Origin of the sequence: Lewinella sp. 4G2 (assembly GCF_001625015.1) — a bacterium.
In the GTDB taxonomy this organism is placed as follows: domain Bacteria; phylum Bacteroidota; class Bacteroidia; order Chitinophagales; family Saprospiraceae; genus Neolewinella.
The window spans coordinates 772,537-794,276 of sequence record NZ_LVWJ02000014.1; the positions used below are offsets into that span (position 1 = coordinate 772,537).

The window sequence follows — 21,740 nt, forward strand, 5'->3', positions numbered from 1 at the left end:
ATCCGTCCTGATTCTCCATCGGTGGATCGGCGACAGGCAGACACTCCATGTACCCAGACCTTTCTTACCTCGCCAATGCTCTCTTCGGCACTCCGCCGGATAGCGTGTTGAGTATTGCCAAGACCTTTGGCCTCTTTCTGCTCTTCGCCTTTCTGACGGCGGCCTGGCTGCTGACGAAAGACCTCGAACGGCGGCAGCGTATCGGCCAACTCAAGGGGCAGAAGCAAGGAGGAGGTAAGGCCGAAACCTATACCGTCTACCCCAGCGACCGGGTGGGCCCGATCACCTTGGCCGCCGCCTTTGGTGGTCTGCTGGGGGCTAAGGTTTTTGCCATCATCGAGTACCTCCCCCGATTCTTTGAAGACCCCATCTACGTACTGCTGAGTGGAAGCGGGCTGGCCATTTACGGTGGCCTCATTGGCGGCGCGGCGGCGGTTTGGTGGTACGCCCGCAAGCACGACATCAAAATCCTTCCGCTGGCCGATGCCGTCGCGCCCGGTCTAATTATCGCCTACGGGGTGGGCCGCCTCGGCTGCCAGCTGAGTGGCGACGGAGACTGGGGCATCGTAGCGGGCCCGCAGCCCAACTGGTGGTTTTTACCGGACTGGATGTGGAGCTCTACCTTCCCGCACAACGTACTGGAACGCGGCGTGGCCATCCCGGGCTGCACCTGGGAATACTGCAAAGAATTGCCCGCGGCCGTTTACCCCACTTCCATTTACGAGTTCCTGATGGCTATGGCGATTGGGGCTTTACTGTGGGGCTTACGCAAACGGTATACGGCCATCCCCGGCATGCTGATCTCCATCTACCTCGTTCTAAACGGCATCGAGCGCTTCTTCATCGAGTTCATCCGGGTGAACGACCGGTACGACGTGCTGGGCGTGGCCCTCAGCCAGGCGCAATTGATCGCCATCGGGTTTATGATAGCCGGTGGGCTCGGCATCTACTTCTTTAATAAGCGGGCGCTGCCGCGGGTGCAGGGTAATGGGTAAATAATCACCGGCAATCCTAAATACTTACCTACCATGCCTTCCCCCCTCCAGCAACTAAAGGACTACCTCCGGGAAGAAGAAATGTGGGAAGGCCGGACCACCCTGAAACGCGGGGATTTCCTCCACCAGCCGGGAGACCGGAACGATACCATTTACCTCGTAGAAACTGGTACCATCCAGGTTTACGTGGTGACGAACGGCGGAGAGGAACAGATCATCCGCTTCGCCTATCCGGGAGACGTATACTCCGCCATTGATTGCCTGCTGACCGGCCGGCCGACCATCCTTAGCGCGCGGGCGATCAGGGCGTGTACGCTGTTATCTCTGCCTGGCCGAATGTACCGGGAACGTATTCTTGGCAACCCTAAAGCGGCTCAACTTTGGCAGCAGGTCTCCGCCTGGATGCTCGTCGGACAGCTTGATCGGGAAATCGACCTACTGATCAAGAACCCAGCGGAGCGGTACCGGCGCGTGCTCGAACGGAGCCCCCAGCTGTTTCAGGAAATCCCGGCCCGTTACATCGCTAACTATCTGCGGATGACGCCGGAAACGCTTTCCCACATCCGTTCTCAGGCGTAATCTTGATCCTGCGTAAGATTGGGGGAGGGTTTTTCCGGGATCTTTGAGCCATCATCAAGTCTTCCGTCCTATGTCCCCCCGCAATACCGAAGCGTTACTTCAACGACTGACCGACCTTACCATCAGCAACCGGGCGGCGGCCCAACGTTTAGCTGCCCTACCCCACGCTACTTTGCACCTGCGGCCGCGCCCCGATGCCTGGAATGCCGTGGAGTGCTTCGCTCACTTGAATTATTACAGTGATTACTACCTACCGGAAATGCGGCGGCGGATGGCTACTTCGATTCACCCGCCCCAGGCAACTTATACTTCTTCCTGGTTGGGCAACAAGTTCGCTGCGGGGATGAAACCTGGTCCAGCCATGAGAAAGGTGAGCACGCCGCGAAGCGCCAACCCCAAAAATTTTGGGATGGAACCCACCGAGGCCGCACTGGCACAATTCATAAAGTACCAAGATGAAACCCTGGAACTATTGCAACTAGCCGCCAAGGTAGACTTAACGAAGACCAAGACCGGCATCAGCCTGACGCGTTTCATCAAACTACGACTTTGTGATACCCTCCGGACGGTCATCTACCACAATTGGCGCCACGTGCTGCAGGCAGAACGGGCCTGCCAACTGGAGGGAGAAGTAGCGGGCTGATCAAGAAACGCTGTTTGGCTAACAGCAAAAAAGGAAGCCTCCCCGGAAGTCATTCCAGGGAGGCTTCGTAAACACTCTAAACTAGTAATCAACAAGTTCTTGTGGTTACTGGCGGAGAGAGATATCTCCGTAGGCCGTAGAGATAAAAACACGGCCGGTGCCAGTACCGGAAATTTTTCCTTTGATGGATTCCGAAGAACCCTCTTTGTTGCGGTTCAGCTGACCGTTGCCAGACACCGAAACGTCGCCGTAGCGGGCGCTGACGTCTACATCATAGCCGCGGCCCGTTGGCATAACGAGGCGAACGTCGGCATAACGCGTGGTAACGTCAATCTTTTCGAAATCTCTGCCAATTTTTTCCACGTCGATGTCTCCGTAGTTGCTATCGGCGCGGAGACGGCGGAAAATGGTGCCAATGGAGTAGTCGGAATAGCTGCCGTCCACGTCTAATTCATCCACCTCCATGATTTCCACGTCGTTATAATTACCGCGGAGCGTCGCTTCCGTCACCTTCTTGATCTCGATCTCTTCGTAGCCAGCGTCAACGTTGATGCGGTTGAGGGTTCCGAGCTCCAGCTCGCTGTAGCGCCCGTCGTAGGTGAGTACGTCTGCTTGGTGGATATCCGCTTCACTGTAGCGCAAGCGGAGGCTGCTGGTTTTGCCCAACTCATCGGCTCGGATCGACCCGTAGGAGATCTTCACGTTGTTGCTGCCGGAGAGTTTACCGGCGACGAGGTCTCCGTAGCCAACCTCCGTCGTGTTGTTACCACTCAAGTTGGGCAGGCGTACATCGCAGTATTTGGCAATCGTTTCTAACGAAGCTGATGCGGGCATCTTTACGTTGTAGTAGACCTTGAAGTCATTGGAGTTGTCGCCCCAGTTGATGGAGATGGAATTGCCGAAGATCATATCCCACAGGCTGCCATCTTTCTGGCGTTGGCCGATCTCGGTCGTGGCCGTCGCCCGGTTACCCCCGCCAGAGAAGTTGATGGTGATGCGGTTAAAAATGGCGTCGGCCTTTTCCTGGGAACTAGCGGTTACGCGGACCTGGACGTCGATTTGAACCTTGTTTTCGTTCCAGGTTTCGACGTTGATCTCGCCGTAGCGGTTTTCCAGCCGAACGGAGCCCTGACCGTTGACGTCGTAGGATTCGGAGAAGGTTTTTTCGTAGTCCTTCTCCCAGCCACCAGCCGGGGCGGCGGAGACCTCACCAACCAGCGCGAAGGCCAGTAGTAGTGAGAGGATGGAAGTGATTCTATAACTCATTTTCATTTGCTTTTTTGGAGGCAGCCTTGGGGCTGCCGGGGGGGATCTGCCGCTGGACGCGAAGCAGGATATCAAGTTTCGTGCGGTAGATGCGGATCATCTCTTCTACCAATTCTGCCCGTTGGCTTTCCGGGACTTCCAGCAGGGAGGCGCGGATCTCGGCCGTTGCTGCATCGATTTCTTTGAGGTCGGCGACCAACTGTGGGTCGTTGTTCACTTGCTTGACGCGGGTGAACTGGCTGGCGATCTCCCGTTGGTAGTACTGTTCTGTTTCCAGGTACTCCGGGTTGATACGTTCAAGTTCGAGGGCTACACGGTCCTGCTCGGCGTTCTGGTAACCGCGGCTGCTCCCGATGAGGAAGGCAGCCACGATGAGTACCAGGGCGGAGGCGGCCATCCCGAGGATGGGGAGGTACCGGCGGCGGTGCGTGACCCGCAGTGGGGAGGCCGGGGTGGCGTCCGCTTCGGCGAGTTGGCCCATGATGGCAGCTTCCATTTCCGGTGGAGGCGTTTCGCTATCGAAGGCTTCCCGGTTGTTGGCGACGAACCGTTCAAAATCGTCGGGTTCATCGTCTTCGGGGGTGATCGATGCTTCAATGCGGCCCCAGAGGCTATCCGGTGGGGTGTCCGCTTCGAACTCTTCTTTATGGTTGAGGATGAAATCCTCTAGCTTATCGTTAGCCATGGTGGAGGATTATTTTTCTTCGTTTAAAATGGCCGCGAGCCGTTTCTTGGCGCGGCTGAATTGTGATTTGCTCGTCCCGACGCTGATGCCGAGAATGTGAGAGATCTCTTCGTGGTCGTAGCCTTCAAACAGGTAAAGACTCAGTACTACCCGGTACCCTTCACTTAGTTTCATCATGCCCCGCTTTACGCGGTCTACCGTCATACCCGTTGCCTGAAAGCCGGGTGTAGCGGAGTCACTCCCGACGGGGCTTTCGTCGGTTTGAATGTCGTGCTGCTTGGCGTCGTAATCCGTCGTCAGTAAGCGGCGCTTCTTCAGGTGGTCGATACAGCGGTTGACGACGATGCGCTTGATCCACGCACTGATCGAGGCATCGAAATTGAAGGTGTCGATCTTGCGGAAGATGTCCACAAAAGCCACCTGCATGACGTCCTCCGCGTCGTGGGAATGCCGGAGCATCCGCAGGCAGAGGTTGTACATCGGTTTGGCGTAATGGCCGTAGAGCTCGCGTTGGGATTTGCGGTCCTTCCGCTGGCAGCCCAGGACCAACTCGCGGTGCGTGTCGCGATAGTCGGCGGCTGTTGACATAGGTGATAGGATTAGATTGACGCCCACGGGGTGGTTTGCTTGTTTGAAGGTAGAGACGAGGCGCCGTGGGCAGGGTTGCACTTTTAAAGTGCTGCTGGCAAATTTATTTTAGTTTTTTAGTCTGCTGAGATCCAGTAGCGTTTTCTCCAGTTCCGGGCTATGCTATACCACCCCCCGCATCCTGTCAAACTTCAGCACCACGGCGATCATTAGCGTAAAGCTCAGCAGGGAGCTCCCCCCCTTAGAAATAAAGGGCAAGGGAATACCAATCACTGGCATTAGCCCCATCGTCATCCCAATGTTGACCAGCATATGGATGGCGATAATGCCCGCTACCCCATAGGCAAAAGCCCGGGCGAAGGTCCGCGTTTGCCGCTCGGCGATGACGCTGAGGCGCCACAACAATCCCAAAAAGGCGAGGATGATAAATGCGGAACCGATAAAGCCTTGCGCCTCTCCCACGGCTGAAAAGATAAAATCCGTCTCCTGCTCCGGTACGTAATCGTACTTGGTCATGATACCCTCAAAGAGGCCCCGGCCGGAGAAGCCACCGCCTGCGATCGCTAGTTTGGATTGGATGATGTTGTACAGCGCGCCCCGCTCGTCCATCCCCTCCGGGCGTAGCCAGGCGTTGATCCGGTCCTGCTGGTGAGGTAGCAGCACGTTGTTGAAAAAGAAGTTCGCGGCCACCGCGATCAATCCTCCCCAAGCTAAAGTCCCCAGGCTGACGCGGGCAACTTGCGTTCGCTGCCGGACGAAGAGAAAGGCGACCATCGCGGAAAAGGCCACGCCCAGTGTCAGTAAGACGGGCCAACCCAGGCCAAACTGAAAATAAGCCGTAGCGGCTGCGGCGATCAGGACAACACTTCCCAATACCCAGTACCACATCTTTTGGGGAGTGGAAAAACTCATCACCAAAAGGAGAAGCCCAATCAAAGCTGCGGTCAGTAAGCCCGGGGTAGAAACAATACCTAATAGGAACATCGCCGCCGTAAACAGGCCAAAACCAAGTAGTAATCCCGGTAGCCCCTCCCGGTACATCACCAAGAAAAAACTGACGAAGACCAGGGCAGATCCTGGGTCCGGCTGCAGGACGATGAACGCTGCAGGAATGATCCAAATCAGCATTCCGTAACCGATATTTTTGATCCGGTCCATCTTTCCCGTCCACTGGCTTAGGAAGGCGGCCATCCCCAGGCAAGTGCCAAACTTGGCCAGTTCACTGGGTTGGAAGGTAAACCCCGCCAGCGCGAACCAGGAGCGGGCGTTATTGATCTCCTTACCAATCAATAGTACCAGGATCAGTAGTACTACCGTCCCAATGTAAATTGGGTAGGCGCCAACCACCCAAGTCTGTCGATCGATGAACAAGTCTACCAGAAACCAGGCCCCCAGGGAGATGATCAACCAGATGAATTGCTTTCCCGCCAGCGAATTCAGGAGCACCGTCAGGTCTCCCGTCTCGTAACCGTCGGGCGGTCTACCCACGGCGTACAGCATGATCAGCCCGCTGATGACGAGGAAGAAATAAATGATGACGGTGATGGGATCGACGATGTGTCGATCACGGATACCTCCAATCATGATGGGGGCTTAACACCCATTAAATGGGTAAGACTTGGTTTTGCTCCGAATAGTCCGAATGGTATCCCAACGCTACCTTGTCCGAGGCTAGTACATGCGTAGTAGCTCGGACTTCTTCACGTCATCCTTCACCAGGTAGACGCCTTCAAACTGGCGGTTGAGGGTAAATTTCAGTCGCTCGGCCTCCTGTTTCGTGAGGAAAGCGCCGGCCCGGAGTTTGTAGTAGGGCTTAGTGTGTACCCAATCCACCGGGATATTTGGGTAGTTCACTTTGAAGTCCGCCTCCACCGTTTCCAGGCGGGCGCGGTCCGTCGTAGCCAAAATTTGTACTCGCCATCCGGATACCTTGTTGGTCGCTTCGTTTGAACGCACGAACAGATCCATCAACGTTTCCACGCGGGGGTCTACATTCACGCTTACACTCGCCTGGGCGCTGACGCAGGTACTGAGTAAGGACCAAGTAAAAAGGACGGACAGGATACGCATCATAATGAGTAGTAGTTAGGCCAGTAGGGCAATTCCGGCGGAGGTACCAATCCGGTCCGCACCAGCCGCAACGAGTTCTTCGGCAAACGCTTTATCGCGGATGCCTCCGCTAGCTTTAATCTTGATCTCCTCCACCAGGTTCGCCCGTAAGAATTTTACTTGCTCGACGGTGGCCCCTCCCCGGGAGCCCGTGGAGGTTTTAACGAAGTTAGGCTTCACGTCATTGCAAATGTCACACACCTGCTTGAGCTCCTCCTCCGTCAGCGTGCTGGCCTCCACAATCAGTTTAGATACCTTGCCCTTGAGGCGGGCCGTAGTAGAGACGGATTCGATATCCGAGCGGACGTAACTCCAATCTCCGGATTTTACCGCAGCAATATTGATGACGATGTCTAATTCGTCCGCCCCCTCATCCATGGCCCGGCGAATTTCCTGCACCTTGACCGCAGTTTCCTGGTAACCATTCGGAAAGGCAACGACGGTTGCTAACAGCACGTCACTACCCGATAGCAGTTTCTGGGCCCGGGTTACGAAGTAGGGTGGCACACAAACAGCCCGGAAGCCGTGGTCCAACGCCTCCTGGCAGATACGGTCCACGTCCGCCCCGGTACATTCGGCAGCTAGAAAAGTATGATCAATCAGCTCTTTCAAGGCGAAAATTGTGGGCCACCCGTGGGTGACGTTTAGGGAAAGACTCAGTACCACCCTAATAAAACCGGTGGCAAAAGATGTTCGTGAGAGACGAGTAAGCGGCGGACACTAGCCATGCATGGCTGTGAACCGAGGCGCAAGATAGTCAGCCACGATCTTTAATCGGTGTCTTTACTTCTATTGCGCTCACCTTTTAACAAAGAAAGGAGCCAATGGAAAAGGGGCAAGCATTAATTGCTCGCCCCCATTCTTAGTTAGGATCCAGAGATGCTCTACTGGATTATTTACCGTGGCACTGCTTGAACTTCTTACCACTACCACAGGGGCAGGGGTCGTTACGCTTCACCTTGGCCTCCTTACGTTGGAAAGTCTCCACCTTTTGCCTTTGGGCCTGGCCGGCATTATCCGCTGCTTTCTGGGCGGCGGCGGCTTCCGCTTCTCGCTTGTTGGTGGTTACCTGCTCCTGAGCGGGCTGACGTGTTGGAGCCTTGGCCTCCTGAACATCCTCAGCCCGCTGTAGCACGAGGTCACCCTTGGCGAGGTAAGCCGTAGTGGTTTCGTTGATTCGGCGGATAAGGCCTTCGAAGAGCTTATAGGCTTCCATCTTGTAGATCACCAGTGGGTCCTTTTGCTCGAAGGAGGCCAGGTTGGTGGAGGTCTTCAGTTCATCCATGGAACGCAGGTGCTCCTTCCAGTTATCATCGATGATGGCTAAGGTTACGGTCTGCTCGATGTCGGAGATGATGCTCCGGCCGTTGCTTTCGATGGCCTTTTCGATATCAGCCGTAATGGCTAGCGGGTGAGTAGAGCCATCCGTAAACGGAATCACGATACGCTTGTAACGCCCGGGCTGGTCCTCCTGAATCTGACGGATGTGAGGCATCACGCGATCCACCAATAGCAACATTTTGCTGTGGTAGAAACCCTGGAATTCCTCCAGCAGGCGATCAGCAATATCATTCACTTCCTTCGTCTCCTTGAAGAAGGCCGCATCGATCTTGGTCTCGAATCCGAGGATGCGCAGCACGTCGAAGCGGAAGCTGTCAAAGTCTCCATTCTGCTTATTCTGGAAGGTGATGTCGTCGAGCAAGCCCTCGAACATGGAATGGATATCCAAAGCCAGGCGTTTACCACTCAGAGCGTTGTCCCGCTTGCGGTAGATAGCCTCCCGCTGGATGTTCATTACGTCATCGTATTCCAGGAGGCGCTTACGAGTACCGAAAGCGTTTTCCTCGACCTTTTTCTGAGCGTTCTCGATGGACTTCGTCACGATGCCCGCCTGGATGACGTCGCCTTCCTTGTGGCCGGCGCGGTCCATCCACTTGGAGATCCGTTCGGATTGGAAGTAGCGCATCAGGCGGTCCTCCAGCGATACGTAGAATTGGCTGGAACCAGGGTCTCCCTGGCGCCCGGAACGACCGCGCAACTGGCGGTCCACCCGCCGGCTATCGTGGCGCTCGGTACCAATGATGGCGAGGCCACCGGCCTGCTTCACCTCGTCGCTCAGTTTGATGTCCGTACCCCGGCCCGCCATGTTGGTAGCGATGGTAACCTGACCGGGCCGGCCCGCCTCAGCGACAATATCCGCCTCGCGCTGGTGTTGCTTGGCGTTCAGTACGTTGTGTTCGATGCCCCGTGAACGGAGGTACCGGCTCAGTTTCTCACTGATCTCTACGGAGGTCGTACCTACGAGGACGGGGCGACCAGCCTGGGTGATCTCCTGCACGTCGTTAACGACGGCGTTGAATTTCTCCCGTTCGGTTTTGTAGATGAGGTCATTACGGTCATCCCGTTGGATGGGGCGGTTAGTGGGGATCACCACAACGTCCAGCTTGTAGATGTCCCAGAATTCTCCTGCTTCCGTCTCGGCCGTACCGGTCATACCGGCCAGCTTGTGGTACATGCGGAAGAAGTTCTGCAGCGTCACCGTTGCGTAGGTTTGGGTGATCTCACCAATCTTGACGTTCTCCTTGGATTCCAGCGCCTGGTGGAGACCATCCGAGTAACGGCGGCCTTCCATCATCCGGCCGGTCTGGACGTCGACGATCTTCACCTGCCCGTCCTGGACCACGTAATCATCATCGATCGTAAAGAGCGTGTAGGCCTTCAGCAACTGGCGGATGGCGTGGAGGCGCTTTGATTTGACGCCGAAGTCTTGGGCAATCTTATTCTTGGCCAACGACTTTTCTTCGTCGGAAATGTCCGTCCGGTTATCCACCTCGGCCATGTCGGTGGCGAGGTTAGGCATGATGAAGAATTCCGGATCCTGGTTGTAGCGGCTGAGGTATTCTACGCCCTTCGGAGTAAGGTCAACTTGTTTGTTCTTAGCATCAATGGTGAAGAGCAGTTCGGCGTCCACTTCGGGCATCCGTTTGTTCTTCTCGGCCATGAAGGTGTTCTCCGTTTTTTGCAGGAGGGTACGGATACCGTCTTCGGAGAGGAATTTCGTGAGGGGGCGGCTGTTGGGTAGCGCGCGGTACGCCCGGAGGAGGGGGAAACCAGCTTCCCCGTCTTCCACGCCGAGGTATCCTTCCTTAGCAAGTTTCTTGGCCTGGGTGAGGAATTTGTTGGCCAGGCGCTGTTGCTCGGCTACCAGTTTTTCAATGTGGGGCTTGAGCTCTTCGTAGTCGCGGTCATCCGTACTTCCCGTCACCGGGCCAGAAATGATGAGGGGCGTCCGGGCATCGTCGATCAGGACGGAATCGACCTCATCGATCATCGCGTAGTGGTGCTTACCCTGGGTCTTGTCGGCGATGTTGCGGACCATATTGTCCCGCAGGTAATCGAAGCCGAATTCGTTGTTAGTACCGTACACTATGTCGCACTGGTAAGCCGCACGGCGGCCGGGGCTGTTGGGGCGGTGGTAGTCGATACAGTTGATGCTGAGTTGGAGGAACTCCATCAATGGGCCAATCCACTCTGCATCCCGTCGGGCGAGGTAATCGTTCACGGTAATGACGTGGACGCCCTGGCCACTGAGGCCATTCAGGTAGGCCGGGAGGGTGGCGACGAGCGTCTTACCCTCACCCGTTTGCATCTCGGCGATCTTGCCTTCGTGAAGGGCCATACCACCGATGAGCTGCACGTCGTAGTGAACCATTTTCCACACAATTTCGCCACCGGCGGCCGTCCATTTATTGCTGTAGATGGCCGTATCGCCTTCAATGCGGATGTGGTCTTTCTTTTCGTTGGCGGCGAGGTCACGGTCCGCCTGGGTAGCGGTTACGCGGAGTTCCTCGTCTTCGGTGAGCCGGCGGGCGGCTTCCTTCACGGTAGCGAAGGCTTCGGGAAGGATTTCTTTAAGTACGACCTCGAGTTCCTCATCGCGGTTCTTCTTCAGCTCGTCTACCTTTTTGTAGATGGCATCCTTGCGGTGGAAGTCTGCTTCCTCTTCGGCGAGCGTTGTCAGCCGTTCGATCTCGGCGTCGATTTCGGCGAGGTATTCATTGATGCGGCCGCGGAGCATGGTTGTCCGCCCCCGGAGTTCGTCGTTGGAGAGCCCCTGTAGCGTATTGTATACTTCATTGACCTGCTGGACGATAGGTTCGTAGGTAGCTACGTCCCGGTCCTGTTTCGAGCCAAAGAGATTTTTAATGAATTTAGTGAAGCCACCGGCCATGAGATACGTTATTTACCCTTTTCCTCCGCACCTGCGACAGCGCCCTTATTGATGTGATGGCGCTGGATATGCGAGAAAAAGTATTGTGCTAAAATTGCCGCAAAGATACGCGGCACCACCGGCAGCGCGCACAAAGCACGCCACGGCCGGCTAAGTGACTGATTGTCACGAAAAAACAGAACGGCCTGACAGGTACGCAGGTTTATTGGAGGCCAATCCGGGCCTGCTCGAGCAATGATTTCCGCTGGCCCAACGTGAGCGAGAGTGGTAACTGGGCGATACCGATGATGCGGCGAATGACCTCCACGTAGCAGAATTCCCGCGCCAGTTTGGCGTTGAAACCCGGTGGTTTACGGTAGCTGCGGTCGATCTCGGTAAGGAGTTCCGGCTCGGCCTCGGAGAGCAGCAAGTGTGCCATGAGTACGCCGAGATCAAACTCCGGCGCCCCCCGGTGGGCGAACTCTCCGTCGATGACGAACACCTCACCCTTACGGCGCATGAAACTGCCGGGGTAAAAATCACCGTGAATAAGCTGGCGGCCAGCCGCGCGGTACTGCGCTCCGAGTTCCAGCGCTTTCGCCCGAAGCTTTTTATCGTACTGGTAAACCGCGGCGACGTTGGCCAGGCCGGGCAGGAAATCGTCTAGCGGGAAACCGTTGTCGGGATTGAAGGGCAGCTCAAAAATGTGGGCGGCGTTCAGCGCTTTGAGTTCTTCGTTGGCGGGGAAATCCTTTACGTTCACCCGGTGCAAGACCGAGAGGTAATTCAATAAGCTCCGCAACTGGGTTCGGCTGATGGAACGGCCTTCCTCGTAAACGTAGATCATATCCTCGGCGCCCTCCAGATACTCCAACAGCAAAGTGTAGTTGGCGGCATCATAATCTAGAACCGCGGGGTGGTGGCCGGCCAGTTCGGGGTCTTCCGCCGCGGCGCTCAGGTACTGGTATTCAACGTCAATCCGCGCGATCGGCGCCGGAATACTCGGGTACTTAGCCACGTAGGGCCGGCTTTGTTTGAGGACGAACTGCCGTTCACTCGTCGTTACCAATAGAGTCACGTTCATGTTCCCCTCCCCCGCTTTAGTAACGGACATAAGGGTTTCCCCCGTCCGTAGAAATTGGCGCTCCCGTAGGTAGCCCGCGATACCGGTTGGCGTATCAGCTTGTAATTCGATCATGATAATAAGGTGGCTTGGTCGGCACTAGGCCGGGGAGTTACTGGGACGGGCTAATTTAGGTATCCGCTACGTAGTTGCTTTACCGTACTAAAGCAAACACTTGTCTTTGACCTTGCACGGAAGTCTGAATGGTGCGGTAGTGTACACCGATTTACATGAAGTTGTGTATTCCTCTCCCCCGGCCCCTCTCCAAAGGAGAGGGGAGACGTGATAGGCATTTCATGTATAACAGTATACGCGGTAGTGAGTAGCAAAAGAATACCCCACCGACATTCTATAGTGCGGCGGGGTAATCCAAAATGGTTGCAAAAAAATTGCACCGGAAATCTGTACTTATTTGGTATCCCGGTAGCAAGTAGAACTATTCGTTGGCGCGTAGAAGACGGTTCGCCAACGGTAAAAATGAACTGATACATCAATTAGCTCGAGTGAAAGCGAAGGAATAGTAAACACTACCCCTCCGCGTAAAACTCACTCAAAACAAATGCGTTACTCGCCGGGTGCTTTGGTCCTACAAAGATAAGGTTTCGCACCACTATTTCAAACTAATTTGATTACGTTAATCCAATTAAATTGATTTTGTAATTTTATTGCGAACTGTCCCGATTTAGTTGAATACAACCCTAGTTTTGCGGTATGACGGACGACAATTCTAAATTAAAAGTGGCCATCCTCGGGACTGGTTGGTTGGGTACGGCACTGGCGAAAAGCCTTTGTGATCGGGGGCTTCAGGTACACGCTGCCAAGACGACCGAAGCTGGAAGAGATGAGCTTGCCCAAGCCTTACCACTCCGAGCGTTCGTGGTGAAATTACCGGAGCCCATCCCTGCAGCCTTTCTGGTTGGCATTACCCACTTGGTCATTACTATCCCGCCCGGTGGCCGTCGTTTTAAAGAAGCGACGACCGAAAAGTATTTGGAACAAATTCGTGCCATCACTCAAGCCTGCAGTGATCGGACAAAAAGCCTTCGCGTCATCTTTTGCAGTAGCACCGGCGTGTACGGCTCAACCTCCGGAACGGTGGATGAAGAGACGGAAGTAGCCCCCGAGACTCATTCTTCCCGCGCCATCGTTACCGTGGAAGACTACCTCCGTTCCACCTTTCCCCGTCTGACCATCCTGCGTTTTGCCGGTCTCATCGGGCCGGGCCGCCACCCGGGCAGGTTCTACGGTGGCAAAGAAATGGCGGTCTCCCGCGCGGACGCGCCCGTCAACTTGATCGAACAACAAGATGCAGTAACGGCAATAGAGCTAGCTATTCTCGACCACGACATTCTGGGAGTGTATAATGTCTGCGCCGCGGCACACCCCACAAAACGGGCATTTTACGGCGCTGCCGCAGGTGCCCTGCAATTGGATATCAAAGCCTTTGAGCCGGGGGGAGAGGGCGATAAACGAATTGATAGCCAGAAACTTCGGGCCGCCGGTTGGGCACCAAAAAATGATGGTTTGAAAATAAATGAGCTAAAGGTGTGACCATCTGGCCGCCCTTACGTTAGAAGAATACCTAATACGTTAGGTTTTACAGCGTTTTTCTATTTAAAGCTTCACTTGACCAAATGAAACAGTGTTTGACTTTTCAAGGCTAAAAGCCTACTTCAATTCTACAACTGTGTTAGCCATCTTCCTTCCCGGGAGGTGGCTTTTTTGATGGTTGAAAATGATAAATCCCCTTACCTCATTCAGTGTTGATTGTCGGTACCCCACAGTCTTCCACCTGATTTCGAAAACCGTTTGCCTGGGTGGCTGCTTACCTTTGCCTACCCTTTCTAAAAACGGACCGATTTGCGCTCACTCCTTCTGGTTTTATTCCTGCTGCCGGTAAGCCTGTGGGCTCAGTTTGATGCCGCCACTGCAGACCTACCACCGAGCGCTACCGCTACCCGCTTTACCGAGACCATTCAGCTCGATGGGAGATTAGACGAGGCCCAGTGGACGAATAGTCAACCGGCCACGAACTTCTGGGAAACTTTCCCTGCGGATACCGGACGCGTCAGCGACCAGACCGAGATCTACTTCGGCTTCGACGATAGGAACCTCTACATCGGCGCCAAATGCTACGTGCAGGGGCAAGACTTCGTAGTACCGAGTCTCCGCCGCGATTACCGGGCTGGTGGTAACGACAACCTGACCTTCGTACTCAATCCCTTCAAGGATAAGACCAACGCCATCGTCTTCGGGATGAATCCACTGGGCGTTACCCGCGAAGCCCTTATTTACAACGGTGGGGAAAATGGCAGCGACTTCCGGGAAGAATGGGACAACAAATGGCGGGGCCAATCCTACATCGGCGAGGGATTCTACTCCATGGAACTCATCATCCCCTACACCAGCCTCCGTTTTCCGGATGGGGATACGCAGTGGTACTTCAACGCCTACCGTTTTGACACCCAGTCCAACACCCGCTCCACCTGGCACCGGATTCCCCAGAACCAGATGATCATGAGCTTGGCTTACATGGGGACGATCGACTTCATCGGCGGCGCCCCCCAGGCCCAGGGGAAGAACCTGACCGTCATCCCCTACCTCAGTGGCAACTTCAGCCGTGACTACCAGGAAGGAACACCCAGCGATTGGGGTGGCAACATCGGTGGAGACGCCAAAGTCGGAATCGGATCCGGCCTGAACCTGGACCTCACCGTCAACCCCGACTTCAGCCAGGTGGAAGTCGACGAGCAGGTGATCAACACCAGCCGTTTTGAGATCTTTTTTCCGGAGCGGCGCCAATTCTTTCTGGAGAACGCCGATCTCTTCGGCAGTTTTGGTTTCTCTCGCACCAACCCCTTCTTCAGCCGGCGAATCGGCGTCACCCGCGATACGACTACGGGGGAGGGCCTCCAAAACCCCATCTACTTCGGTGCCCGCCTCAGCGGAAAGGCCAACGACGACTTACGGGTCGGCCTCCTAAACATGCAGGCGCAGGATAATTTCGACCAGGGTTTACCCAGCTATAACTATACCGTTGGGGCGGTGCAACAGCGGGTAGGGACGCGCTCAAGCATCGGCGGCATCATCGTCAATAAGCAAAACTTTGGTGAATTTGCGGATACCTCCGAAGTCAACGCCAACTTTAACCGGGTGATCGGCTTCGATTACAATCTGGTCACCTCCAATAATCGGTGGACGGGCAAGACCTTCCTCCATCGCAGTTTCTCCGAAGGGGAAGATGGAGATGATTACGTTCACGGATTCAATCTGGAATACAATGTCCGTAATTGGAACGTGGATTACGACCACGCTTACGTAGGCGAAGATTACAACGCCGAAGTTGGTTTCGTCCCGCGTAAAGGTTTCTTCACCACCGGGCTGACGGCGCGGCGGATCGATTACCCTACCAACCCGAACGTCGTGGAAAAGGGGCCGAGCATCAACGCCCGGGCCTTCTTCCAACCCGATGATGGCCTCACGGACCGGTCGGTGGAACTGGGCTACGGCTGGTCCTACACCAACACCCAGCAACTGCGGGCGGAGTTGGAGTATAACTACATCTTCCTTTTCGACGAGTTCGACCCCACCCGTTCTGATGCGACTCCCCTGCCCGGTAACCGGGGCTACGAGTTCACGACGGCCCGGGCCAGTTACCGGACGGACCGCCGCAAGCGCTTCAGCAGCAGTTTTGAAGTGCAGGGCGGAGAGTTCTTTAATGGTTACCGCTACGGTTTCGGCGGAGGTCTGGTGTACCGCTACCAACCCTTCGGGGCGATCAACCTGCGGATGAATTACCAGTACATCGACCTTCCGGAACCCTACGCGAGCACCTCCCTCTTCCTGATTGGCCCACGGATCGACCTCACCTTCAGCAAATCGGTGTTCCTGACCACCTTCGTACAGTACAACGACCAAATTGAAAACGTCAACCTGAACGCCCGCCTCCAGTGGCGTTTTGCCCCGGTATCAGATTTCTTCCTGGTATATACGGATAACTACGATAGCCTGGACCTGTCGGTGAAGAACCGGGCGGTCGTGGCAAAGGTCAGTTACTGGTTAGGCTTATAAGTCGCCGCACTTACTTCTTCCAGGCGCCGTAGCCACCCAGCAGATTGTAAACTTCGCCGTAACCTAATTCGTCCATTGCCGTGCAGGCCTTGGCGCTGCGGCCACCCGAGGCGCAGTAGACCAGGTAGGTTTTGTCGGGATCGAGAGCCGCGAGTTCGGCTGCAAAGTTGGGGGAGCGGTAGTCCAATTCAACGGCGCCTTCAATTTTGCCGCGGGCTATTTCGCCGCGGGTGCGGACGTCCAGTACGACCGTATTGGATTCCTTCATTTTTGCGGCGAATTCCTCCGCCGTCAGATCCTGGTGAACGGTTGGGGCTTGTCCTGTTTCCGATCCGTTCACGGCACCTGCGTCAGCGCCCGACTGGCTATTGCAGGCGGTGACGGTAAGCAGGCAGAAAAGGAAACATAGGGTGCGGAAAATCATAGTTCGTAGGCGTTGATGCCACCGTCCAGGTGGATGAGTTTAGTGATGCCGGCATTGCGCATGAGGGTGCAGGCGCGCACCGAACGACGGCCGCTGCGGCAGTAAACGAGGTATTGCGTGTCAGGATCGAGTCGCTCCATTTCCTCAAGAAAATCCGGACCTAGGTAGTTCATATTGACTGCGCCTTCCAGATGGTAAGTCTCGAATTCGGTGGGGGCGCGGACGTCCAGCACCGTACCCGCCGGGGCGGTGGCGCGCAGCTTGTCAAATTCTGCGGGTCCGACGTTGACGAGTTCCTGTTTGAGGATCTGCCAGCGGGGAATGGGGCAAGCGGGAGGGCCGGAGGACATGGGAGAAGGTTTGGGTGGAATACAAATTTAGGGGGTAGTCGGTTATTTACGTTCTTTGTTATTGTGAAGGATAGTCAGCAATTTCGGTCGGGGCCAATGGTGCTGGATAAGGTTCCGCTGCTGCTGCCACTGCTCACTTTCCTGGTCGGTATTTTCCTGGCGGACTTCGCTGGCCTTCCCGATTTACCCTGGTTATTACCCGCCGTAGCCGGCTTGAGCCTGGCGGCGGGGCTGGCGTACGCACTCCGCGGCCGCTTCTTGCTGCCGCGTAATTTACCGGTGGTCCTGGGTCTACTGGCCGTCCTGATGCTTGGCTTTTGGCGGAGTGGCGACGCTCATTTGCCCAATAAGACGAACTACTTCGCTCCGGTACTGGCGCAGGAGAACCTTCTCGGCGCTGAGATCATCAGCCTGCGGGCCAGCGAGCGGAGCCTTCGTTTGATCGTCGATGCGGAGACCATATATAAGGATACGCTTGGCCGGCCCGCTACTGGCCGCTTGCTCGTTTATTTACCGCCCGACATAAAGTCTGCTTCCCTGCGGGCGGGTGACCGAATTTTGGTGCAGGGCGACGTATCAACAATTTCGCCACCCCTCAATCCCGCTACTTTTGATGCTCCGGCGTACTGGGCTAGCCAGGGGATCTATCATCAACTCCGAGTCCGGGACAGCAAGGCTTGGCGTCATCTACCCAATGAATCCTGGGCACCACGGGCGGCGGCCGAACGCGTTCGCAAATGGTGGTTCAAAAGCTTCCAACCCTACCTGGTGGGGGATGATCTGGCGGTAGCTTCGGCCCTCATCATGGGTAAGAAGGACCTGCTGACGACGGAGGTACGGTCTCAGTACTCCGATACCGGCGCCATGCACGTGCTGGCGGTTTCCGGTTTGCACGTGGGGATTATTTTACTGATCCTGCGCAGCTTGTTTCAGCTGCTCCCCGGTCGCAATTCCAGGTCTGGCCGGTTTTTGGAGACGCTCGTTACGGTGCTGGCCATTTGGGCGTTTGCCTACGTGAGTGGCTTGAGCCCGTCCGTCCGCCGGGCCGCGATCATGTTCTCCATCATTGCGGCGGGGCGCTTGACGGCGCGGCACTCCTACCTCCTTAATACCTTGGCCGGCGCGGCACTTCTGATGCTGGTGCTGGAACCCGGGCAGTGGCGGCAGATTGGTTTTCAGTTGTCCTTCCTGGCCCTACTCGGCATCGTTTGGTTCGCCACGCCGCTGCAGCGATTGGTGCCGGGCCGCGGTTGGCCCTGGGAGAGTCTCAAGGCGGGGGTGGCGGCCTCCATCGGTGCGCAACTGGGCACCTTACCGGTGGCGCTTTACGTGTTTCGTTCCTTCCCGCTCTACTTCATGTTGAGTGGTTCGGCGGTGGTTATTTTCGCTTACCTAGCCATGTGCGGCGGCTTGCTCCACGGAGCCATTTACGCCTGTTTCGGTTTCGGGGAACTGACAAATCTGACGGGCTGGGCTCTGGCGCGCATCATCGAATTGCAGAATGCCTTCATCTACGCCTTCGCCCAATTACCCGGTGGGGTACTGGAGCTGCAGACCTTCTCGATCTGGTCGGCACTCCTCACGTTTGCTTGCGTGTTGGCCCTGGCGCACTACGTCAATTATCGGAAACGAACGGTACTCTACGCCGCGCTGCTGTTGCTGGCCGTTACCATCATTTCGGCGCTGCCGCAGGTGCGGGGTGATGGGGCAAGCAGTACGGTAACCGTCTACCACCTCAGCCGTAAATCCTTGGTGGATTGGACAAACCCCGAAGGTGCCTTCGCCCTGGGTGATGAGTTAGAGCCGGACAGGATTGATTTCCAGGTAAGTCCAAACCGTAAGGAATTGGGCTATACCGTTGATTCAATTCTGGCCATCGCGGATTTGGAAACAATAGACATCAACGGCACTACCTGGCTCATCCTGGATGGGAAACGCCGGGACCGGCCGGTGGACATTACCGCCCCCTACGTCCTGATCAGGAATGACCTCCGGCCGGGCGCTTTCGCTGACGTTGACATCCCACCAGAGACGACCTTAATCGTAGATGGTAGCAACCCACCTTGGAGGTATGCGGACTGGGAAGCTTTTGCTGAGGAGCGTGGGGTGGAGGTTTGGGTAACGGGGATTCGGGGGGCGTTTTTGATTCGGGGCCAGTAGCTCGGTGGCTGATGTTGTACCTATTTCGCAGGAGTTGGGGAGGCCTGCGGCGCTTTTGCCTCCGGCGGTTGCGGGAGAGTAAGAAGAGGCGGTGGAGAAATTGAGGTTTTTGACTGCCTTTTCGACTGTACCAGCCTGTTGCGATTGGGTTTCGCAGGAGAGGTAGAGCATTGGAGAACAAGAGGCTTACGCTGGAGTACACTGTCCGCCCCGAAGGGCCGGCTTGCGTAGCGATGGCCCACCGGCAGGTGGCCCATTCTACTTTGGGCAGGTGGCCAATTCAACTACGGACGATTGACCCATTCCACCAAAAAAAACCCACCAACCTTACCAACATATCAATTTTTTACCATGCGTATGTCACATGAGAAGCAATCCCTTACGTAGGCCAATTTTCAAGGTCCTTTTGGGGAATACCGTTGGTAAATGCCCCTTTATCCACAGCTCTGCACCGGCGGCAGCGCCCGTTAGTCTTGTTATCCACAAAATCACAGGGTGGGCGTTTCATTCTCCACCTACCACTGACACTTTGGGGTCAAATTTCCCCAGGCAAATGGGAAAAAGTTATTCCGTTGACAATTCAGCGACTGGCTGTGGATAGTTTTGTAAACCCGCATCAATAAAGGGTTTACGTTGTTAGGAGACTGTGGAAAATGTTAGGCGAAATGGGGATAATAAGAATACCAAAGGTATGGCTTGAATCTTCTCACCAAATCCACAGCCCTAATAGTAATAAGGGGATTTAAATTTTAAAAAAGTATTAATAACTATTATAGAATGGGTGAAATCGGGAAAATCCAGGACGTGAAGGTGAAGGACCGGCGTTCGACCTACCCCGCCGCGGTGAAGTGGTGGCTGATTGCCGGCGTGATCCTCGTCATCGGCCAGGTTGTGATTGGTGGGATTACCCGGCTGACGGAGTCCGGCCTCAGTATTACCGAGTGGGAGCCGCTCAGCGGGGCCATGCCGCCCCTAAACGCAGCAGACTGGGCCGTGGAGTTCGATAAGTACAAAGCCTCGCCCCAGTACGAGAAGATCTTTGCCGACATTACGATGGCCGAATTCAAGTTCATCTACTTCTGGGAATGGTTCCACCGGCAGTGGGCGCGGATGATGGGGTTAATCTTTGCCGTGGGGTTCGTCATCTTTTGGCGCAAGGGGTGGCTGGACCGGCCCCTGATGAAACGATTGGGCGTTACGGTAGCCCTGGCGGCCTTAGCGGCGAGCTTCGGCTGGATCATGGTCGCCAGTGGCCTCCACGACCGCCCGTGGGTGAATGCTTACAAGCTGACGATTCACCTGAGCCTGGGGATTACCCTCTTTTCCTACCTTTTGTGGACAACTTTCAAAGTTATTCAGCCCAAGCAGCGGACTTTTCCACGAGTTGCTGTGGATAAGTGGCGGTGGCCCCTCAACGTATTCCTCATTATTCAGCTGATTTTGGGTGGGATCATGTCCGGGGCACGGGCAGCGCTACCCTACCCCACATGGCCAAGTATGAATGGAGATTTTATTCCACCGGTTTTGCTCAACGGAATCAACTGGACTGTGGAGAACATGGTGAACTACGAGCAGAGCCTCTTCCAACCGGCCTTAATTCAGTTCTTCCACCGGTTGACGGCTTATACCCTGGTAATCATCACTTTAGCCTACGCGATTGCCGTGTTTAGGGACCCACTGGCCCGGGTTTTACGCAAGCCTACCCTACTGTTGGTAACCCTGTTGGTAACTCAGGTAATAATTGGCATCGCTACGGTAGTATCGAGTATTGGTCAGGTACCGGTAGGTCTTGGAGTAGCCCACCAATTCACGGCTATCGTACTGGTGGGCACGCTTTTATACCTGAATTACACACATGCCCCCGGAAAGCTGTTGAAAACTGTGGAGAAGTAGGTGGAAAAAGCCACTTTGAAAATTTTGTGGACTCGTTTCCCTTCATTATGAGGCGAAAATTCGCATTTCTAAGTCCCCAGAAATTGTGGTAAATGTGGAATATGTTTGTTACGCCCTGGCGTCCTTATTGTTAGGGCCAGCTTCCGTACTGAAAGGCGGATTTATGCACTGCGCCAGTCCTTCTTTCTTTGGTTGACGTACTGCCCGCCCATGAAGATGGCGAGGAGGAAATGAAGTAGCATCGCTCGGGCATCCGGGTTTTGCAGCCCCTGTACGATGGCCATTCCGATGTGGAAGATGGTCAGGATGCCGGTGACGTTCAGGACCAACTCCCGGTTATCTTTCTTTAGGTAAGCAACCAACGAAAGCGCCGCCAAGACACCCGCTGCCAGACCGTACATGTTCATTAACATGGCGTAGCTCTGCCCCTGACCATCACTGAAACCGGGTACCAGATCGGGCGCGCCGGGGTAAAAAAGAAAGAGTAGCGCGACGATGCCCTCAATAAGGGTATGGATCAGGAGGATCATATAGTTGGCTTTGGTGAAATAGCGGGCAGTTGACGTACCGATCTACCGGATTAGTAGCTCCGCAGGAGTAAGCTTACAAAGCTTTGCGCATCTGGTTCTTTGTTTTATCGGTTC

18 protein-coding genes are annotated in these 21,740 nt (G+C 55.3%); 7 read left to right on the plus strand and 11 right to left on the minus strand.

Annotated elements, in window-relative coordinates:
• The first annotated feature begins 47 nt into the window (after window positions 1-47).
• The 3 genes from A3850_RS04610 to A3850_RS04620 all read left to right on the plus strand — a co-directional run bounded on the left by A3850_RS04610 (window position 48) and on the right by A3850_RS04620 (window position 2,217).
• Window positions 48-995 (plus strand): prolipoprotein diacylglyceryl transferase, encoded by a 948-nt coding sequence (locus A3850_RS04610; protein ID WP_068214665.1) that lies wholly within the window; start codon window positions 48-50, stop codon window positions 993-995.
• Window positions 996-1,028: 33 nt separating this feature from the next.
• The gene (locus A3850_RS04615) at window positions 1,029-1,574 is read left to right on the plus strand and encodes a Crp/Fnr family transcriptional regulator (RefSeq protein ID WP_068214667.1); all 546 of its coding nucleotides are present in this window, start codon (window positions 1,029-1,031) and stop codon (window positions 1,572-1,574) included.
• Between the two features lie 70 nt (window positions 1,575-1,644).
• On the plus strand, window positions 1,645-2,217 hold the full coding sequence (locus A3850_RS04620) for a DinB family protein (protein ID WP_068214668.1): 573 nt from the start codon (window positions 1,645-1,647) through the stop codon (window positions 2,215-2,217).
• A 105-nt stretch (window positions 2,218-2,322) separates the two neighbouring features.
• Here the strand turns inward: A3850_RS04620 and A3850_RS04625 are convergent, their stop codons facing one another.
• The 8 genes from A3850_RS04625 to A3850_RS04660 form a co-directional block, all read right to left on the minus strand.
• Window positions 2,323-3,483: a DUF4097 family beta strand repeat-containing protein gene (locus A3850_RS04625; RefSeq protein WP_068214670.1), complete on the minus strand. Its 1,161-nt coding sequence runs from the start codon at window positions 3,481-3,483 to the stop codon at window positions 2,323-2,325.
• Complete coding sequence (locus A3850_RS04630; protein ID WP_068214671.1) at window positions 3,473-4,168, minus strand: anti-sigma factor; 696 nt, start codon at window positions 4,166-4,168, stop codon at window positions 3,473-3,475. The genes A3850_RS04625 and A3850_RS04630 overlap by 11 nt, the downstream gene beginning before the upstream one ends.
• 9 nt (window positions 4,169-4,177) lie before the next feature.
• Window positions 4,178-4,756: an RNA polymerase sigma factor gene (locus A3850_RS04635; protein ID WP_068214673.1), complete on the minus strand. Its 579-nt coding sequence runs from the start codon at window positions 4,754-4,756 to the stop codon at window positions 4,178-4,180.
• Window positions 4,757-4,918: 162 nt separating this feature from the next.
• Entirely contained in the window at window positions 4,919-6,340 is a 1,422-nt protein-coding gene (rodA, locus tag A3850_RS04640; RefSeq protein ID WP_068214674.1) for a rod shape-determining protein RodA, read from the minus strand.
• An 87-nt stretch (window positions 6,341-6,427) separates the two neighbouring features.
• Complete coding sequence (locus tag A3850_RS04645; protein ID WP_068214676.1) at window positions 6,428-6,829, minus strand: SPOR domain-containing protein; 402 nt, start codon at window positions 6,827-6,829, stop codon at window positions 6,428-6,430.
• Between the two features lie 12 nt (window positions 6,830-6,841).
• Window positions 6,842-7,477, minus strand: coding sequence for a deoxyribose-phosphate aldolase (gene deoC, locus A3850_RS04650; RefSeq protein WP_068219415.1), 636 nt, complete (start codon window positions 7,475-7,477; stop codon window positions 6,842-6,844).
• A 280-nt stretch (window positions 7,478-7,757) separates the two neighbouring features.
• Complete coding sequence (secA, locus tag A3850_RS04655) at window positions 7,758-11,096, minus strand: preprotein translocase subunit SecA (RefSeq protein WP_068214677.1); 3,339 nt, start codon at window positions 11,094-11,096, stop codon at window positions 7,758-7,760.
• A gap of 202 nt (window positions 11,097-11,298) precedes the next feature.
• The gene (locus tag A3850_RS04660) at window positions 11,299-12,273 is read right to left on the minus strand and encodes a phosphotransferase (RefSeq protein ID WP_068214679.1); all 975 of its coding nucleotides are present in this window, start codon (window positions 12,271-12,273) and stop codon (window positions 11,299-11,301) included.
• Between the two features lie 636 nt (window positions 12,274-12,909).
• Between A3850_RS04660 and A3850_RS04665 the strand changes: the two genes are divergently transcribed.
• On the plus strand, window positions 12,910-13,749 hold the full coding sequence (locus A3850_RS04665) for an NAD-dependent epimerase/dehydratase family protein (RefSeq protein ID WP_068214680.1): 840 nt from the start codon (window positions 12,910-12,912) through the stop codon (window positions 13,747-13,749).
• A 309-nt stretch (window positions 13,750-14,058) separates the two neighbouring features.
• Window positions 14,059-16,269, plus strand: a complete 2,211-nt coding sequence (locus tag A3850_RS04670; RefSeq protein WP_068214682.1) for a DUF5916 domain-containing protein — start codon at window positions 14,059-14,061, stop codon at window positions 16,267-16,269.
• A 10-nt stretch (window positions 16,270-16,279) separates the two neighbouring features.
• Here the strand turns inward: A3850_RS04670 and A3850_RS04675 are convergent, their stop codons facing one another.
• Both A3850_RS04675 and A3850_RS04680 read right to left on the minus strand, forming a co-directional pair.
• Window positions 16,280-16,693 (minus strand): rhodanese-like domain-containing protein, encoded by a 414-nt coding sequence (locus A3850_RS04675; RefSeq protein ID WP_082921623.1) that lies wholly within the window; start codon window positions 16,691-16,693, stop codon window positions 16,280-16,282.
• Complete coding sequence (locus tag A3850_RS04680; RefSeq protein ID WP_068214684.1) at window positions 16,690-17,043, minus strand: rhodanese-like domain-containing protein; 354 nt, start codon at window positions 17,041-17,043, stop codon at window positions 16,690-16,692. Before A3850_RS04680 ends, A3850_RS04675 begins: the two co-directional genes overlap by 4 nt.
• Window positions 17,044-17,106: 63 nt before the next feature.
• Between A3850_RS04680 and A3850_RS04685 the strand changes: the two genes are divergently transcribed.
• Together A3850_RS04685 and A3850_RS04690 are read left to right on the plus strand one after the other, a co-directional pair.
• Window positions 17,107-19,203, plus strand: coding sequence for a ComEC/Rec2 family competence protein (locus tag A3850_RS04685; RefSeq protein ID WP_157500889.1), 2,097 nt, complete (start codon window positions 17,107-17,109; stop codon window positions 19,201-19,203).
• A gap of 777 nt (window positions 19,204-19,980) precedes the next feature.
• On the plus strand, window positions 19,981-21,096 hold the full coding sequence (locus tag A3850_RS04690; protein WP_068214688.1) for a COX15/CtaA family protein: 1,116 nt from the start codon (window positions 19,981-19,983) through the stop codon (window positions 21,094-21,096).
• Between the two features lie 161 nt (window positions 21,097-21,257).
• Here the strand turns inward: A3850_RS04690 and A3850_RS04695 are convergent, their stop codons facing one another.
• Window positions 21,258-21,626 carry a hypothetical protein gene (locus A3850_RS04695; RefSeq protein ID WP_068214690.1) on the minus strand — a complete coding sequence of 123 codons (369 nt, stop codon included), beginning with the start codon at window positions 21,624-21,626 and terminating at the stop codon, window positions 21,258-21,260.
• Between the last annotated feature and the right edge of the window lie 114 nt (window positions 21,627-21,740).